This is a genomic window from Paenibacillus sp. Mc5Re-14 (genome assembly GCF_001049835.1).
GTDB classification, from domain to species: domain Bacteria; phylum Bacillota; class Bacilli; order Paenibacillales; family Paenibacillaceae; genus Paenibacillus; species Paenibacillus polymyxa_C.
In genome coordinates, this window is the sequence record NZ_CVPD01000001.1 from 2406742 (window position 1) to 2422323 (window position 15582).

A 15582-nucleotide genomic window follows, 5' to 3' on the forward strand; every position below is an offset into this window, starting at 1 on the left:
TCACTCCTATTTCCGTGATGTGAAATCCTCCCGCTGCACCTTGGCAGTCAGGAGGACAAAAAGACAGTTTAACGCGCGCTTCCACTCCGTCATTGATCAAGTGAAACAATTTCCTCCGCCTCAGCCACCAGTCGATCGCCTACGGTAGCCCGACCACTTCCGAGAATATAACCACGCCGACGCTTGACCACTTCAAAATAGAGGTCAATTCGGTCCCCAGGCTTCGCGAAGCTATGGAAACGAACGCCATTGAGGTTGGTCAGATATGAAATACCCCTTTTGTCAATCGCAGCGAATGCCGCTAATTGTGCAAGCGACTCCACGATCAGCATAGGAGGCATGTATGGATTAGCCTCTGTAATAAACCACTCACTCCGGGTAACAAGCTTGTACCCCTTCGCCCATTGCGACGTTTCGTACCCGGTCACGCCATCGAGCAGAAGAAATGGGTACCTGTGCGGAAGCACATCCTCAATACGGATTAGCTCTTCGCTCACAGGCTTATACCCCCTCCCACTTACGAACGGCAAGACAGACGTTGTGCCCTCCAAAGCCAAAAGAGTTACTAATCGCCGCACGGACTTCACGTTCCTGATATACATGCGGTACAAAATTCAGTTCAGGGGCTTCGGGATTGTCGCAATTGAGTGTCGGTGGTACTTTGCTGTGGATCATACTCTGTACCGTTGCAATTAATTCGACTGCCCCTGCACCGCCCATTAAATGGCCTGTCATGGATTTAATAGACGATATCGCCAAACGGGGAGCATGCTCTCCAAATACTTTTTGAATAGCGTTAATCTCCATTCGGTCATTAAACGGCGTACTCGTACCGTGGGCATTGACATAGTCAATCTCCTGCGGTGTCAAGCCGCCATCTTGCAGTGCTATATTAATCGCTTCTGCCGGGCCGGAGCCTGAGGGATCTGGAGCCGTGATATGATATGCATCTGTTGTGCATCCGTAACCCGCCACTTCAGCCAAAATGGTGGCCCCCCGGTTCAAGGCATGTTCCAACTCCTCCAACACTAGAACCCCTGCTCCTCCACCGATGACAAAGCCATCGCGATCCGTATCAAACGGGCGACTGGCCTTCTGTGGCTCTTCATTACGTCTGGAGAGAGCGTGAATATTCGCAAAAGATGCCAAATCAAGCTGACTAAAGTTGGCCTCTGCTCCTCCAGCTACTACGACATCAGCCGTGCCATACTGGATCGTACGTAATGCTTCGCCGATGGCATTGCTTCCTGTAGCACAAGCTGTAACTACGGCAAACGAGGGTCCCTTTGCTCCAATAGCAATAGAGATTTCGCCAGGCGCAGAATTAATCATCATTGAGGAAACAAAATAAGGCGAAACCCTTTTAGGACCCAGCTCTGTCAGTTTCCGGTAGTTCTCCTCTATGACATCGAGACCGCCTGCCCCAGAACCGACGATAACACCCACACGGCCTGCATTCCGTTCATCAATGACTAACTTCGATTGCTCGACTGCCTGGCGGGCAGCCGCCAAGGCAAATTGAGTGAACTGTGCAACCTTTTGCGCTTCCTTTTTGCTCATATACTCCAACGGGTCAAAGCCCGTAACCTGCGCACCAATTTTTGTTGGTATATTTGCTGTATCGAAAACAGTGACAGGTCCGATTCCACTTTTTCCTTCCAGCAATGAATTCCAGAAATCTGTAAGATGAAGCCCGACCGGCGTTACGACTCCCTGTCCTGTCACTACAACACGTCTTCTCACCATACCCACGTCCTTCGCTGAAATTAATTCTTGGAAGCCTGTTGCTCGTAGAGAGGAAAGTCGCCATATACATGGCTAATTTTCTCATGCACATCTGCAAGATCAGCAAATACCTCGACGACCACAAGCTTGTTCTCCTTGTACTTTTGCCAAGCAAGCTGAAGCTGTTCCCGAGCCTCCCCCTTGCTCCGGATCGCCAGACTTTCGACAAACTCATACTGGGGAATTTGGATTCCTGTTTTGACCGCCTCCGAAACAAATGGGAAGTCCTGTCCTGAGATATGCTTATAATTCATCTGATTTTGCAGCCAACCGTAGCCGCCATTATTAAGTACAAGATAAATTACTGGTATTTGATACTGTACCGCCGTCATAAAATCTGAACAAAATAGATTGAATGCACCGTCACCTACAAGCGCTACTACCGGGCGTTCTGTCGCCACACTTGCCCCCAGAGCAGCGGCCGCACCGAAGCCGAGACTCGTTTGATCACTGGGAACAATCGAAAGTGAGCCTGAGGCAAAACGGAAATATGGATAAAAGTAAGACCACATATCCTGCAATCCGTTCTCTTGTAAAAGCACCAGGTCTTCAGGGAACTCTGCCTGAATCATGTCCAACAGCTCTGGAACGTGGATGCCGGGGGCCCTTTTCAGCTCTTCCAGATAATTAGCCCTCTGAGAAAAAGCCTTCTGTTTGCATCTTCCGATCGTTTCAAGCCATGCCTCATCAGGCTCTTGCCCGCGTCGTTCAAGCCATTGCTCCACTGCCGCATATCCGTCACCAAGCAACTTGATGCCCCTGAATTCGTGAGCGAAATCCTCCAGCTCTACATTGACTTGAATCAAAGGCGTATCCTGCAGCAAAATATCCCACTCGAACGTAGCCGTTTCTTCCAATCGGCTGCCCAGTGTAATAACTACATCAGATTCATTCCAGATTTGCCTCAGACTCAGATCGGTATAAAGCCCAGCAACACCACAGAAAAGTGCATGATCTTCATTAATTACGCTTCTCCCCGAGGCAGTCGCGAACAAGGCTGCTCCATGTTGGCTGGCGAACCGCTCAATGACATCACCTGTTCCTGACTTCATTCCACCCCCCACTAGAATGAGAGGCCTGCGGGCTGTCTCAATAATGCTCCATGCCGCATCCAACTCCCGAAGTGATGGAGAGCACGACAGCTTTTCTGGCGGGGCAAACTGAAGCTCTGTGGGCACAGGCTGGTCCATCAGGTTTTCGGGTAGTTCGATATAGACAGGTCCCGGTGCTCCATTGATAGTCAAAAAGGCAGCCCGCTCCATTGCCCATACAAGCCGATCCACATGCTCGACACGGTAAGCCCATTTTACGAGTGGCTTCACGAGTGAGATTTGATCGGCTTCTTGAAAGGATCGGGTACCCAGCTTGTCTCCTCCGGTGCCAAGCGCCAAAAGCAGTAGCGGGGCACCCAGGTTCTTGGCTTCCAGCAGCCCCGTAAGTGTATTGCTAAGCGCAGGACCTTTCCCCACAACACACACGGACATCTGGTTAGTTGTGAGCGCATAGCCTGCGGACATAAATACAGCATTACGCTGATCTTTGCAGAGAATAAAATCCATACCGGATGAGGGGAGTGACGCTACGATATTGAGATCGTCACTTGGTAATCCAAAGAGGTGCTGAACCCCAGCCGACTGTAAGTAGCCAATGATGGCATCCCAGGGGGATATACTTGCGGTCATACCAAACTCCTCTTTTCTGACAAATATTCTGCGACAATTTCCGAGATCAAGATCGGCTTCGAAACGAGCTTATAATCATAAAAAATATAGTTCGACATCGTGCCATAGCCACCAAAAGGCTTATTGCCTTGATCCACATCCTCAAGTGTTTGATTAATGGTCAATGTGTGCTTCTTTCGTAGAACATCAGTCAGATGCTCCGACCCGTATAAGCTGCAACCCATTGCCCGTTCGCTGAAATAACTGGAGGAAATGCGTTTGATCAATTGCTCGTCGTCTTGGTAGCTAACTACATTGAACACTGGTGAAAAATACTCAATAATCTCCAAGTTCTGATCCAATTCGCTATATACAACCGTTGGCTCCATCTTTTTCGTACGGAAATCAATGCCGCCGCCATAAATAATAAACTTATCGTTTGTATTAAAATATTCAGAAACCGAATATAGCGTGTCTTTATAGAATATAGGGGAGTAGTTCGCATTCGGGTCATTGTTGGCTCCAAATACGAGTTCGTCAAGCCGTTGAATCAGCAAGTTTTTGAATGGCTCACTCACCTCTTGATGTACCAGGATGATGTCAGGTCCCAGGCAGTCCTGTCCGGAGTTGAACAATCTCATGCGGATCACATCAGTAACCGCCAGCTCCAGATCGGCATCTGGTCCAATGATGAAAGGATTGATCCCTTGCCCATAAAAAATGTAGAGCTGATCTTTGCGGATCTGCTTTTTGATCTTCTCCGCATTGGTGTAGCTTCCGGTAAACACCACAATATCAGCCGGCATCACGGAGTTTTCCATGAACACCTTCTGGCTAACTTTACGAATATAGATGGGTAATTCATGTACAGCCTGGAGCTTTTCATGCAGCATATTGACGTACTCGTTTACGTGAGAAGAAGGGCGAAAGTCTATATTTTCAACGTACAGGGATGGAATCAAGAGGTATAATGCATAAGAGTACAAAATGACGTTGGAGGGCATGAATACAGCCATAGATCGTTGCCAGCTTGGCTGATGGGTCTGCACTTCTTGCAATGCACCTTGAAGTGTGAGGATCGTGGAGTCAATTTCTGCATTGGCGGCCCGATAGGATGAAAACTGCGTGAGAATATCCATCACTTCTTGCCGATTTTCAATCAAATAATTGAGGCATTTCAGGATAGATTCATGCCTTTTCAAAAACAGCGTGTTTTCTGCCAGTTCTGGATTTATACTCATGGCACATTCTCCCTTTCCTATATGCGATTTTGATAAATATTTTGTTATGCTTTGCGAGAAGCAGCTTTCTCTAGGGCAGTCCGCTCCATCTCCAGACGATCTACTTTTCCATTGCGATTTAAAGGAAAATGATCGAGTGGAAGCAAAAGATCGGGAAACATGTAAGAAGGGAGCACCCGATTCATCTCTTTGCGGAGCACAGGTAAGACCTGTGGGGATTCACTTTCGATGAATGCAACAAGCAAAGTCCCTTTTGCCTCATCCTCCAAAGTAATCACGCAGGATCGGTACCCTAGCGAACCAAGCCGGTCTTCGATATAGACTGGAGAAACCATGTAGCCCATCCGATTGACCGTCTTACCGCTGCGACCAATAACATACAGCATTCCGTCATCCAGATAGCCTAGATCTCCCGTCTTGAACCAGCCATCCTGTAGAACAGATTGTGTCAGGTCTGGACGATTCAGATAACCTTCCATACATCCGGCACTTCGTATCCACACTTCGCCTACGATACCGTCTGCCTGCTGGTTGCCTGTAGAATCAAGTATTTTCAAATCCACACCGGGTAATGGTTTGCCACAACCCTTCGGACAATCCAGCGTCCCCAGCGTAACGTTGCCCAGTTCAGAAAGGCCATAACCATTCAGCAGGGACTGTCCAAATATGTTGTTAAATTTCTCTTCGAGGTCTTGGGTAAGTGGAGAACCGCCTACGCACCACATGCGGACTGGAGATTGCTTGATCAATTCCAGCTGTTCGGGTTTTCGGCTTAGCATACGCAACAAGGTGTAAAAAGCAGAGGGGTTAGCGTCTACGACCGTCGCCCGGTCTTTCGTAATACTTGCAATGACGCTCCAGAGGTTTTTTGGATTGCAGATGATGAGAGAACATGAGGTTAACCACCAGGAGAAGATAAGTGAAACTCCATAAAAATGAGAGAAAGGCACCACGGGGAGCATATGGTCAGACGGTATGTAGTTCATAGCGTGTATAGAATGCCTGATATTCTCCATAAAAGCTGAACCAGCTTTCACGATTCCCTTGGGTTTTCCCGTCGTACCTGAAGAATACAGAATGAGCGCATCAGATCTCTCGCACCACTTGTTAAAGTCGAGGGCTTCGGACTTTGGCTCTCCCACCCAATACGGGTGTACTGCTTCTTCTTGAATGAGATCTTGAATCAGAATAACGAGAGCATGAGGAAGTTCTAAATCGGAATCCGTCAGGATGCAACAGGCACCCGCTTCATCATAGATTTGGGCCACCTCATCAATTACAGTCTGCTCGTCCACCACAGTTACCGAGACTGCGAGATGACACAGGGAGAACAGAGATACAACAAACCAATAGGAATTGGCCGCTTTCAGAATCACTCTACCGTCTTCAGGAATTCCTCTGAGAGTCAACATCCGTGAGAAGATCGCCACGTCCCGTTCCAGGCGCTCCCTGCTCATAATTCCTTCAGGTGAGATAATACGGCAATCCGTATGCGTAATAAGCACAACGTTCCCTCCTTACATCCCCGTAATATGGTATCCAGCATCTACATGGATCACTTCACCCGTAATGCCTCTCGATAAATGGGAAAATAGGAATAACGCCGTATCTCCGACTTCGGACGTATCGACCGTCTTGCGTAGGGGCGTAGTTTCTTCAATATGCTTTAGCATTGTGTTAAAATCTTTAATGCCATAGGCGGCCAAAGTACGAATAGGACCAGCCGAAATTGCATTTACACGAATGCCATAAGTACCCAGATCATTCGACAGATAGCGCATGCTGGCTTCTAGTGAAGCCTTTGCTACACCCATAATGTTGTAATTCTTGATGGCTCGTTCTGCACCGATATACGTCATGGTGACGATACTCCCACCCTCAGTCATCAGCGGATATACGCGGCGGGATACGGCAGCCAGAGAATAGACACTGATTTCTTGAGCAATTGCGAATCCCTCGCGAGAAGTGTCGACGAACAAGCCCTCCAAATCCTCAGCCTTAGCAAACGCAACACTGTGGAAATATCCGTGTAAGACGCCTACCTTCTCCTTAAGAAAATCCGTCAGCGCGTCCAATTCTTCATCGCTCTGTACATTGCAAGGACAGACAATGGAACCCGGAATGGTTTCAGCGAGCTTTAGCACCCGTTCTGCAACCCTCTCATTTTCGTAAGTAAAAATGAGATTTGCTCCTTCCGCAGCTAAAGATTGGGCTGTCCCCCAGGCAATACTCCTGTTATTAGCTACACCCATAATCAAAATGTTTTTTCCACTCAGTAGTACTGCCACAGAAACCACCTTTCTTTTTTACATTTTTAAACATAATAACAACTTAATTGCGTTTGTCTACATATATAGACATATATAATCTTTCCTGGAATATTATCTCGTCAGTTGCCAAACTTATATAGGCGCCGTTTTAGGCAGATGCCAAGAATATTTTAAAAATTGTGAATGTGGTTTCTGTTGGTCTGTGTTCAAATCGAAAGGAGTCCATGCGTGTGAAAAAAGTAGTGAGGCAACGATAAGATGACTGTAAAAGCGAGTTTAATATAAAAATATCATACTCTTATAAATATTTCCATTCCAGCGATAGACTTATCCCATTATCGAAAGTAACCACTTCATTTTCACCAGCAATGACTCTCCCGATTTGAACATTCTGAGTGACCAGCCTGATTCGGTTCAAGCTTGAGGCTCTATTCTTCTTGGCTAAGCCTTATGTTTATGTTTTTTAGGAGCTACCGTATAGCTAAAGGAGACAACAAAGTCGATTGCCAGAACGATCGCCCATGTTTGCATAATGCCCTCCAAAGAGGCCGTACGCTGTGGATCACCTACATATACAATGATGGCGAGCAACAAAGCGTTGCCTATAGCCCAGCCCAAGAGGTGAAGCAGCCAACCTATCCGTTCCTCTTTTGCATGCTCAGCACCATACTTGCGTTCAGGCTTAGGTCCTTTACCAAACCAATGAGAGAACCGTACATCCGCCCACTTAATTAACCTATGACCAAACGCTACGGTAATACCAAAATAACAGGCTGCCAGGCCAGTAGCAGTCGTAATCTCCATGCCACTTCTCACCGTGATGAACACCGCAATCAGTAACAGGATATCAATAATTGGGGTAAAGAGTAAAAGAAGGCCCCCTAATTTCTTCAACCCAAACATATACCTTGCGACTAACCCTGCAACAACAAAAACCCAAAACAAAACCTCAGCACTAATAATAAATAAATACATAATGGACGATTCCTTTCAAATTTGAAATTGGTATTCCCCTAAGTTCCCCCCTTCATGCCCACTATCATACAATATTATACATAATATTCCTAGTATTTTGTCTATAATTACATAAAAGGAAACAAATAGCCGTTTTTTTACAATAAAATTGCGGCTATTTAGTCCATTTCCTCTTATTCTCAAATTGGGCATTTTTCATAATATGCTGCAAATAAAGGATTATGATATGTGTAATAAAAAAAGATGCACCCCTGTCATGGGACTGACCCCTTAACGTGAGACAAATCAAAACACCTTCAAGAGAATGCAACCATGTCGTAAGATATGGAGACAACCTTGGAGGTGTTTTTTCGTTGGCAACAAGAGTCAGTTATCCATTAGAAGTTAAAATGAAGGCGATTGAAATGAGAATTGCTGGTATACCGGTCAAAGAAATCATGGAGCAATTAAACATACGAAACAAGACACAAGTGGAAACTTGGATGAGATGGTACCGTAATGGCGAGCAGAACCGTTTAGAGCAGCCTGTAGGTAAACAATACAGCTACGGTAAAGGGCCCGAATACACTTCGGAATTAGAGAAGGTCCAGGCTGAGAACAGGTTTTTTGAGACAACAACTAGAGTTGCTAAAAAAGTACAGCGTACTGGAGAGGAGGTATCGTCAAAGATCGTAATGGAGTGGATAGAGTCGATCCGAGGGGAAGTGAGTGTGAAGCAAGCTTGTGCATGGATAGGAATCCCTCGCGCCACGTACTATCGCTGGAAGGCGGAGTATGCGAGCAAACTTGAGGATCACTTGGTAGAGAAAATCCGCGAACTCTGTATCCAGCATAAATATCGTTATGGATACCGGAAAATCACCGCCTTGCTTCGGAGGGAGTATATGGTAAACCACAAACGCGTGCAACGGATTATGCAGCGTGAAGGGCTGCAATGTCGTGTCAAAGCGAAGAAACGGAAACCTACTGGGCAACCCATTCATATCGCGGAGCATCTGCTAAAGCGACAGTTTGAAGCAGATACGCCTATGCAAAAACTTGTAACGGACATTACGTATTTGCCATTTGGAGGAAGAATGTTGTATCTGTCGAGTATTTTAGACTTGTTTAACGGAGAGATTGTGGCATACAGTATAGCTGACAAGCAGGATACCGCATTTGTGCTCGATACCCTTCGTCAGTTGCCATCTCTACCAGGTGCAATACTTCATAGCGATCAAGGCAGCGTCTACACATCCTTGGCCTACCAGGAAGCTGTAAAAGGAAAAGGCATTACCATGAGCATGTCCCGTAAGGGAACGCCTGCTGATAATGCCCCCATCGAATCGTTTCATTCCACACTAAAGTCTGAAACGTTCTACCTCGAAGGTTTAACCTGTACGACGACGGCAATCGTCGAGCAGACCGTTCGAGAGTACATCCTTTACTATAACTCAATTCGCATTCAAACAAAACTAAACAACCAGTCGCCGGTTCATTTCCGACAACTGGCTGCTTAAACTTGGAAGGTGTTTTGATCCCTGTCTCACAAACGGGGGTCAGTCCCCATCAGCACGGGTGCATCTTTTATATAGATAAGCTATCCAATTACAATATGTCCTTCAGGACGACGGTACAACGTCTTGGTCGAACGTGGGCGAATGGCATAGGCGATCGTAAGAGGACCGATTCGACCAATAAACATGGTCACACAAATAATCAGCTTGCCTGCGTCAGACAATCCTGGCGTCACTCCTACAGACAACCCTACCGTTCCGATTGCAGAAGCCGCCTCAAAGGCAAGAGAGAGAAATGGAGCATCCTCTGTCATTAAGAGCAGTATAACCACAATCGAGAATATAAATAGCGCCATTACAATGATGGTCAACGCCCGCATCATGATATCTTGAGGAACCCTATGACGGAAAAACACAATCTCCTTCTGTCCTCGCATGACGGCGATTAACGCACCTACCATAAGCAGAAACGTAGTTGTTTTAATTCCTCCTCCAGTAGAGCCTGGAGAAGCACCGATAATCATCAGCAGCATAATAAAAAATTGACTGGCTTGCCTTAACCCGCTGATGTCGACTGTGCTTGTACCCGATGATCTCGTGGAGACGGATTGGAAGACAGCGGCATATACTTTGCCTTCCCAGTTCAGTCCACCCAAGGTTCGTGCATTGGTAAACTCAAAAATAAATATAACCAGCGCACCAATGACAATGAGCGCTCCCGACACGCTTAGCACCATTTTAGAGTGTAAAGTCAGTCTCCGGGCACGACGAAAGTCGAACAAATCGCTTAGTACAAGGAAACCCAATCCTCCCGAAAGCACAAGCACAGATGCAATCATATTGAAAACAAAATCTCCTGCGTATTGCTGAAAGCTGGTTCCGAACAGATCGAATCCCCCGTTATTAAAGAGGGATACGGAATGAAAAATCCCATAATATATCGCCTGTCCGACCGGCATCTCTCGCATCCACCGCAAAGCTAAGACGACAGCCGCAATCGCTTCAATGGTAAAAGAAAAGATCAGCACCTTGCGAATAATGCGCACGATCCCTTCCATGCTATCGGCGTTGATCGCCTCCTTAAGCAGCAGCCGATCCTTCAACGAAAGTCGTCGTCCCAATAACAGCGCAAACAAGGTCGCTAAGGTCATAAAGCCCAACCCGCCTAGCTGCATCAGCACCAAAATGACGGTTTCTCCAAATACCGTATAGGTCGAATCGACGTCAACAACGACCAATCCTGTGACACAAGCAGCAGAGACGGACGTAAAAAGCGAATCAATCCAATGCGGAGCATGTCCACCATGATTGGCAATAGGAAGCATCAGCAGTAAAGTACCCAATGCAATAATCAATACATATCCGATGACCAATATAAAAGGAGGCGATGCGAACCGACTAAGCTTGACGCTGCGTTTCATCAGAAGTATTCCTCTCCATCCGTTCTTATGAAAAAGAGGAACAAGACACGGGAACCGCGGCTGATCCTCTATATTCATAATGTTATGTTATTCTACGGTACGGTTACGCATATGCGGGAAAAGCAGCACATCGCGAATGGAAGGCGCATCTGTCAGCAACATCACCAAACGATCGATGCCGATGCCCAGCCCGCCTGTTGGCGGCATACCGTATTCCAAGGCGCGGATAAAGTCATCATCCATTTGATGAGCCTCATCATTACCATGCTCACGTTCTAGCAATTGTGCTTCAAAACGTTGACGCTGGTCAATTGGATCATTCAGCTCAGTGAACGCATTCGCATGCTCGCGAGCGACCACAAACAGCTCGAAGCGATCCGTAAAACGCGGGTCCTGTTCGTTTTTCTTAGCCAATGGCGAGATTTCAACTGGATGTCCTGTAATAAAGGTTGGCTGAATGAGCGTTTCCTCTACAAAATGCTCAAAGAATGCATTCAGGATATGACCAAATGTCATGTGCGGTTCAACCGGAACCTTATGTTCTTTCGCAAGGCGATGAGCTTCTTCATTACTCATTTGCGCACTAAAGTCCACACCTGTTACTTCTTTAACAGCATCGACCATGGAAACTCTGCGCCATTGCGGCGTCAGATCCACTTCCTGACCTTGATACTGAATGTGCTGTGTGCCCAGTACTTCCTGCGCAATATGTGCAATCAAGTTTTCCGTCAATTGCATGATATCTTTATAATCAGCATACGCCTCATACAGCTCAATCAACGTAAACTCAGGGTTATGACGGGTCGAAACACCTTCATTACGGTATACACGCCCGATCTCATATACTTTCTCCATTCCGCCAACAATTAGTCGTTTCAAATGAAGTTCAATAGCAATACGCATATAAAGCTGCGTGTCCAATGCATTATGGTGCGTAACAAATGGCTTTGCCGCCGCCCCGCCAGCAATGGCATGCAACGTTGGAGTTTCAACTTCCAAATAGCCGAGCGAATCCAGATAACGACGCATGGATTGAATAATACGGGACCGCGTAATGAACGTCTTTTGTACTTCTGGGTTCATAACTAGATCGACATAACGCTGACGGTAGCGCAATTCCACATCCTTCAGACCGTGGTATTTCTCCGGTAATGGGTACAAGGATTTGGACAAAACTTCAATATCCAACACTTTGATCGTCGTTTCGCCTGTCTTGGTTTTAAAGAGCACACCCTTAACACCAACAATATCGCCGAGATCCAAAATACCAAATGCTTTATAATTTGCTTCAGGTACAGTGTCTTGACGAACATAAATTTGGATCCGTCCGCTAAGATCCTGTATATGAGCAAAGCTGGCTTTCCCCATAACTCGTTTAGCCATAATGCGGCCTGCTATGCTAACTTCAATATTCTTTTCTTCCAATTCTTCCTTGGTCAAGCTGTCATACTTGCTCAGTAGTACGCCCGCTTCAGCCGTGCGTATGTATTTGCGTCCAAAAGGATCAATGCCCAATGAGCGAAGCTCGTCCAATTTGGCACGACGAATTTGCAATAATTCACTTAATTCCTCGCGATTTTCTTGTAATTCCTGGTTAGTAGTTTCATCCGACATGGTGCTAAATCAGCTCCTTCAATATGAATGGACGGGCCGGGGTCCGTCTCGGGTGTAGAGAAAAAAAGCTTCCACAAGGAAGCTTTTACATTAAATTCCTAAGTCCGTGTTTTTATTTCTTGATATCCACGATTTTATATTGAATAACACCTGCTGGAACGGTTACATCTACAACAGTTCCTTTTTTCTTACCGAGAATGGCCTTGCCAACCGGGCTTTCATTGGAGATCTTGTTCTGGAGCGGGTCGGATTCAGCAGAACCTACGATAGCATACTCTGTAATATCCCCGAATTCCAAGTCTTCAACGGTTACAGTTGCCCCTACTCCCACAACATCGGTGTCAATTTCATCACTATTGATAATACGGGCATTGCGTAGCATCTTTTCCAGCGTAATTACACGGCCTTCAATAAAGGCCTGCTCATTCTTCGCATCCTCGTATTCGGAGTTTTCACTAATATCTCCGTATCCGATGGCTACTTTAATCCGTTCAGCCACTTCGCGGCGTTTGACAGACTTTAAGTTTTCAAGCTCATCTTCGAGCTTTCTAAGGCCTTCCTGTGTCAGAATGACTTCTTTATCGCTCATCTCAACCGATTCTCCTGTCATGGGAAAAGTTTAAAAGTGCATCGGAATGCACGCTTTCAAAACATAATATGCCACTCTGAGGGAATGAGAACATTTCCTGCTGTTGTCTTGAGAGCTGCATACAATTTGTAGTATACATCAAGATTTTATACTGAACGATTATAGGGCAAGCAATTGGAAAAGTCAATCGCGTGCGCAGGCCGGAACAGCTTCCTTATTGCGCAACAGTAGCAAGAGAAGCAGCGTTTGTAGAAGGCCCTTCGTTTTCCACCATGTGCAATTGAGATACAAATTGATCCAAAATACGTACCATATCGTCGCGCTTTGTTTCTTCCATAATTAAATCCTTAATACGTGCAGAATCTTTAAGGCCCTTGAGGTACCAAGCCAGATGCTTGCGCATTTCACGAACAGCTACTGCTTCGCCCTTCAGCGCCACCAGTCGATCCATATGCAGAATGGCAATACGGATTTTTTCCTCCGGTGATGGATCAGGCAACAGCTTACCCGTCTGCAAATACTCAATCGTACGGTACAGCATCCATGGATTCCCCAGCGCGCCGCGTCCAATCATAACGCCATCACAATGGGTCAAATCCAACATCCGCCGAGCATCTTCCGGTGTTACAACATCACCATTTCCAATGACAGGAATGGATACTGCTTCTTTAACTTCTTTTATAATATCCCAATTCGCATGCCCCGTATACAGTTGCTCCCGTGTACGGCCATGTACGCTGACGGCCTGACCTCCGGCACGTTCAACAGCGCGAGCGTTCTCTACAGCGTAAATATGCTCGCTATCCCAACCGATACGCATTTTCACGGTAACTGGCTTGCTCACCGATTCTACTACTGCCGATACCATCTCATAAATCTTATTTGGATCAAGCAACCACCGAGCACCTGCATCACATTTGGTCACTTTGGGAACCGGGCAGCCCATATTAATGTCAATAATATCTGCATTCGTTTCCTGGTCTACGACCTTCGCCGCTTTCACCAAAGATTCACGATCGCCTCCGAAAATTTGCAAGCTAAGCGGCTTCTCGCGCTCATCTACAAACAGCATCTCACGTGTACGCTTGTTGCCGTGAATGATGGCTTTATCACTAACCATCTCTGCACATACCAAGCCTGTACCAAATTCCTTGGCGATCAAGCGAAAAGCAGGATTGCACACGCCTGCCATGGGTGCCAAGACGACTTGGTTTTTCATTTCAATATCGCCGATTTTCAACATATCTGTTCACCCCTTTATTCCTTCTTTTATATCGTATACTTATCGTCAATCCGTCAATTCCCGGACTTCAATTTCTAGCGTTTGGGCGATGATGTTCAGCATATCTGCTTCTACTGTACGATTACCTCGCTCCACAGCACCTAATACAGTCAAAGATATGCCGGTTCGGTTTGCCAACTCCTGCTGGGTAAACCCTTTTAGCTTCCGAAAGGCGCGGAGTCGTTGCGCCAGCTGCAAGTTTTCCAAAGCTGTATGCCGTCCTTTCCATCCACAGAATTCAATGCTGTATGCACGATACTGTACAGACCGGACGAGTCTTGGCTCGGAACAATGTCAGCCAGAGGAACCAGCACAAAAGCACGCTCCAGCATACGAGGATGAGGAAGTTCCAAATCTGGCGTAGCCAGTTGTGTCGCTTCCATCCACAACAAGTCCAGATCAATGGTTCGTGGACCGTTAGGAATATGCCTTACCCTCCCCAGACGACTCTCCACCTCTAGCATATAAAACAAAAGCTCCTCTGGAGCAAGTGTTGTAGAGACGGCTACTGTCATATTCAAAAAAGAAGGCTGATCCAGATATCCAACAGGCTCTGTTTCGTACAAACTGGAGCAGCGCACCACTCGTATCGCAGGATGTTCGTCCAGTGCGGTAATGGCTTCATACAGGGTATGCTCACGCTCCCCCAAATTAGCCCCTAAAGCAATATAAGCCTCTGATGCCTCAGAGGTCGAATGTGCATTCATGTATCGTTCCTACTTTCTTGCGCGATAAAGCTCAACCGTCACACCCTGAAAATGAATATCAAACGGCGGATGTGGCTTCGTCACTTTGACAGTCAGTGCATTGACACTAGTATAAGTGTCCAGTAGGGAAGATGCAATACGTTCGCCCAAAGCTTCAATCAATTGGTAAGATTCCTTTTCTACGATATCTTTCACGGTGTAATGCACCTCAGCATAATTAACCGTTTTGTCCAAAGCATCCTGCTCCCCTGCTTCACGCAGATCAAGCTCCAGTTCCAAATCAATATAGTAACGCTGTCCCAGCTTACGCTCCTCTGGAAAAACACCGTGATATCCGTAATACTCCATGCGATGCAATTTCATTTTATCCATTGTAGGTAAGTCCCCTTTTTTTTGATTTTATCTATATAAGCTCCACTTAAAAATTCAATATCGTGCCACTGCGCAGTCAGATGGTTTTTTCCTTCATCCTACATAAACTTCTCCCTAAAAATACAGTGACTTTATGCTGGTGGTAGCGGAGCGAATCATTTGAATTCGA

Annotated in this window: 15 protein-coding genes; 1 reads left to right on the forward strand and 14 read right to left on the reverse strand. The window is 46.3% G+C overall.

Features of this window, described 5'->3' with window-relative positions:
* Positions 1 to 89: 89 nt before the first annotated feature.
* The 7 genes from BN1546_RS10910 to BN1546_RS10940 all read right to left on the reverse strand — a co-directional run bounded on the left by BN1546_RS10910 (position 90) and on the right by BN1546_RS10940 (position 7932).
* Entirely contained in the window at positions 90 to 497 is a 408-nt protein-coding gene (locus tag BN1546_RS10910) for a 3-hydroxyacyl-ACP dehydratase FabZ family protein (protein ID WP_013368718.1), read from the reverse strand.
* A gap of 4 nt (positions 498 to 501) precedes the next feature.
* Positions 502 to 1746, reverse strand: coding sequence for a beta-ketoacyl-ACP synthase II (fabF, locus tag BN1546_RS10915; RefSeq protein ID WP_013368717.1), 1245 nt, complete (start codon positions 1744 to 1746; stop codon positions 502 to 504).
* A 20-nt stretch (positions 1747 to 1766) separates the two neighbouring features.
* On the reverse strand, positions 1767 to 3467 hold the full coding sequence (locus BN1546_RS10920; protein WP_090737473.1) for a thiamine pyrophosphate-binding protein: 1701 nt from the start codon (positions 3465 to 3467) through the stop codon (positions 1767 to 1769).
* Positions 3464 to 4687 carry an aldehyde dehydrogenase family protein gene (locus BN1546_RS10925; protein ID WP_013368715.1) on the reverse strand — a complete coding sequence of 408 codons (1224 nt, stop codon included), beginning with the start codon at positions 4685 to 4687 and terminating at the stop codon, positions 3464 to 3466. Before BN1546_RS10925 ends, BN1546_RS10920 begins: the two co-directional genes overlap by 4 nt.
* A gap of 44 nt (positions 4688 to 4731) precedes the next feature.
* Positions 4732 to 6192 carry a class I adenylate-forming enzyme family protein gene (locus BN1546_RS10930; protein ID WP_090737475.1) on the reverse strand — a complete coding sequence of 487 codons (1461 nt, stop codon included), beginning with the start codon at positions 6190 to 6192 and terminating at the stop codon, positions 4732 to 4734.
* Between the two features lie 12 nt (positions 6193 to 6204).
* Complete coding sequence (fabI, locus tag BN1546_RS10935; protein ID WP_090737477.1) at positions 6205 to 6975, reverse strand: enoyl-ACP reductase FabI; 771 nt, start codon at positions 6973 to 6975, stop codon at positions 6205 to 6207.
* A 423-nt stretch (positions 6976 to 7398) separates the two neighbouring features.
* Positions 7399 to 7932 (reverse strand): hypothetical protein, encoded by a 534-nt coding sequence (locus BN1546_RS10940; RefSeq protein ID WP_090737479.1) that lies wholly within the window; start codon positions 7930 to 7932, stop codon positions 7399 to 7401.
* A 353-nt stretch (positions 7933 to 8285) separates the two neighbouring features.
* Here BN1546_RS10940 and BN1546_RS10945 point away from each other — a divergent pair, with 353 nt between their 5' ends.
* Positions 8286 to 9431 carry an IS3 family transposase gene (locus BN1546_RS10945; protein WP_090737481.1) on the forward strand — a complete coding sequence of 382 codons (1146 nt, stop codon included), beginning with the start codon at positions 8286 to 8288 and terminating at the stop codon, positions 9429 to 9431.
* A gap of 80 nt (positions 9432 to 9511) precedes the next feature.
* On the opposite strand, the gene BN1546_RS10950 is transcribed toward BN1546_RS10945, so the two are convergent.
* The 7 genes from BN1546_RS10950 to folB form a co-directional block, all read right to left on the reverse strand.
* Positions 9512 to 10849 carry a TrkH family potassium uptake protein gene (locus BN1546_RS10950; RefSeq protein WP_090737483.1) on the reverse strand — a complete coding sequence of 446 codons (1338 nt, stop codon included), beginning with the start codon at positions 10847 to 10849 and terminating at the stop codon, positions 9512 to 9514.
* Positions 10850 to 10936: 87 nt separating this feature from the next.
* Positions 10937 to 12463: a lysine--tRNA ligase gene (gene lysS / locus BN1546_RS10955; protein WP_013368709.1), complete on the reverse strand. Its 1527-nt coding sequence runs from the start codon at positions 12461 to 12463 to the stop codon at positions 10937 to 10939.
* A 112-nt stretch (positions 12464 to 12575) separates the two neighbouring features.
* Positions 12576 to 13052, reverse strand: a complete 477-nt coding sequence (gene greA / locus BN1546_RS10960; protein ID WP_013308160.1) for a transcription elongation factor GreA — start codon at positions 13050 to 13052, stop codon at positions 12576 to 12578.
* Between the two features lie 214 nt (positions 13053 to 13266).
* Entirely contained in the window at positions 13267 to 14295 is a 1029-nt protein-coding gene (dusB, locus tag BN1546_RS10965) for a tRNA dihydrouridine synthase DusB (protein ID WP_013368708.1), read from the reverse strand.
* A gap of 45 nt (positions 14296 to 14340) precedes the next feature.
* Positions 14341 to 14541: a helix-turn-helix domain-containing protein gene (locus tag BN1546_RS10970; RefSeq protein ID WP_013368707.1), complete on the reverse strand. Its 201-nt coding sequence runs from the start codon at positions 14539 to 14541 to the stop codon at positions 14341 to 14343.
* The gene (gene folK, locus BN1546_RS10975; protein WP_013368706.1) at positions 14493 to 15041 is read right to left on the reverse strand and encodes a 2-amino-4-hydroxy-6-hydroxymethyldihydropteridine diphosphokinase; all 549 of its coding nucleotides are present in this window, start codon (positions 15039 to 15041) and stop codon (positions 14493 to 14495) included. Before folK ends, BN1546_RS10970 begins: the two co-directional genes overlap by 49 nt.
* 9 nt (positions 15042 to 15050) lie before the next feature.
* A complete protein-coding gene (gene folB, locus BN1546_RS10980; protein WP_013368705.1) occupies positions 15051 to 15413 on the reverse strand; it encodes a dihydroneopterin aldolase in 363 nt (120 codons plus the stop codon).
* Between the last annotated feature and the right edge of the window lie 169 nt (positions 15414 to 15582).

What these genes read in the sequence shown, in the direction of transcription:
- fabF (WP_013368717.1), bottom strand. Translation starts at nt 1,746, where the DNA reads ATGGTGAGAAGACGTGTTGTAGTGACAGGACAGGGAGTCGTAACGCCG.
- BN1546_RS10920 (WP_090737473.1), bottom strand. Translation starts at nt 3,467, where the DNA reads ATGACCGCAAGTATATCCCCCTGGGATGCCATCATTGGCTACTTACAG.
- BN1546_RS10925 (WP_013368715.1), bottom strand. Translation starts at nt 4,687, where the DNA reads ATGAGTATAAATCCAGAACTGGCAGAAAACACGCTGTTTTTGAAAAGG.
- BN1546_RS10940 (WP_090737479.1), bottom strand. Translation starts at nt 7,932, where the DNA reads ATGTATTTATTTATTATTAGTGCTGAGGTTTTGTTTTGGGTTTTTGTT.
- BN1546_RS10950 (WP_090737483.1), bottom strand. Translation starts at nt 10,849, where the DNA reads ATGAAACGCAGCGTCAAGCTTAGTCGGTTCGCATCGCCTCCTTTTATA.
- lysS (WP_013368709.1), bottom strand. Translation starts at nt 12,463, where the DNA reads ATGTCGGATGAAACTACTAACCAGGAATTACAAGAAAATCGCGAGGAA.
- greA (WP_013308160.1), bottom strand. Translation starts at nt 13,052, where the DNA reads ATGAGCGATAAAGAAGTCATTCTGACACAGGAAGGCCTTAGAAAGCTC.
- dusB (WP_013368708.1), bottom strand. Translation starts at nt 14,295, where the DNA reads ATGTTGAAAATCGGCGATATTGAAATGAAAAACCAAGTCGTCTTGGCA.
- folK (WP_013368706.1), bottom strand. Translation starts at nt 15,041, where the DNA reads ATGAATGCACATTCGACCTCTGAGGCATCAGAGGCTTATATTGCTTTA.
- folB (WP_013368705.1), bottom strand. Translation starts at nt 15,413, where the DNA reads ATGGATAAAATGAAATTGCATCGCATGGAGTATTACGGATATCACGGT.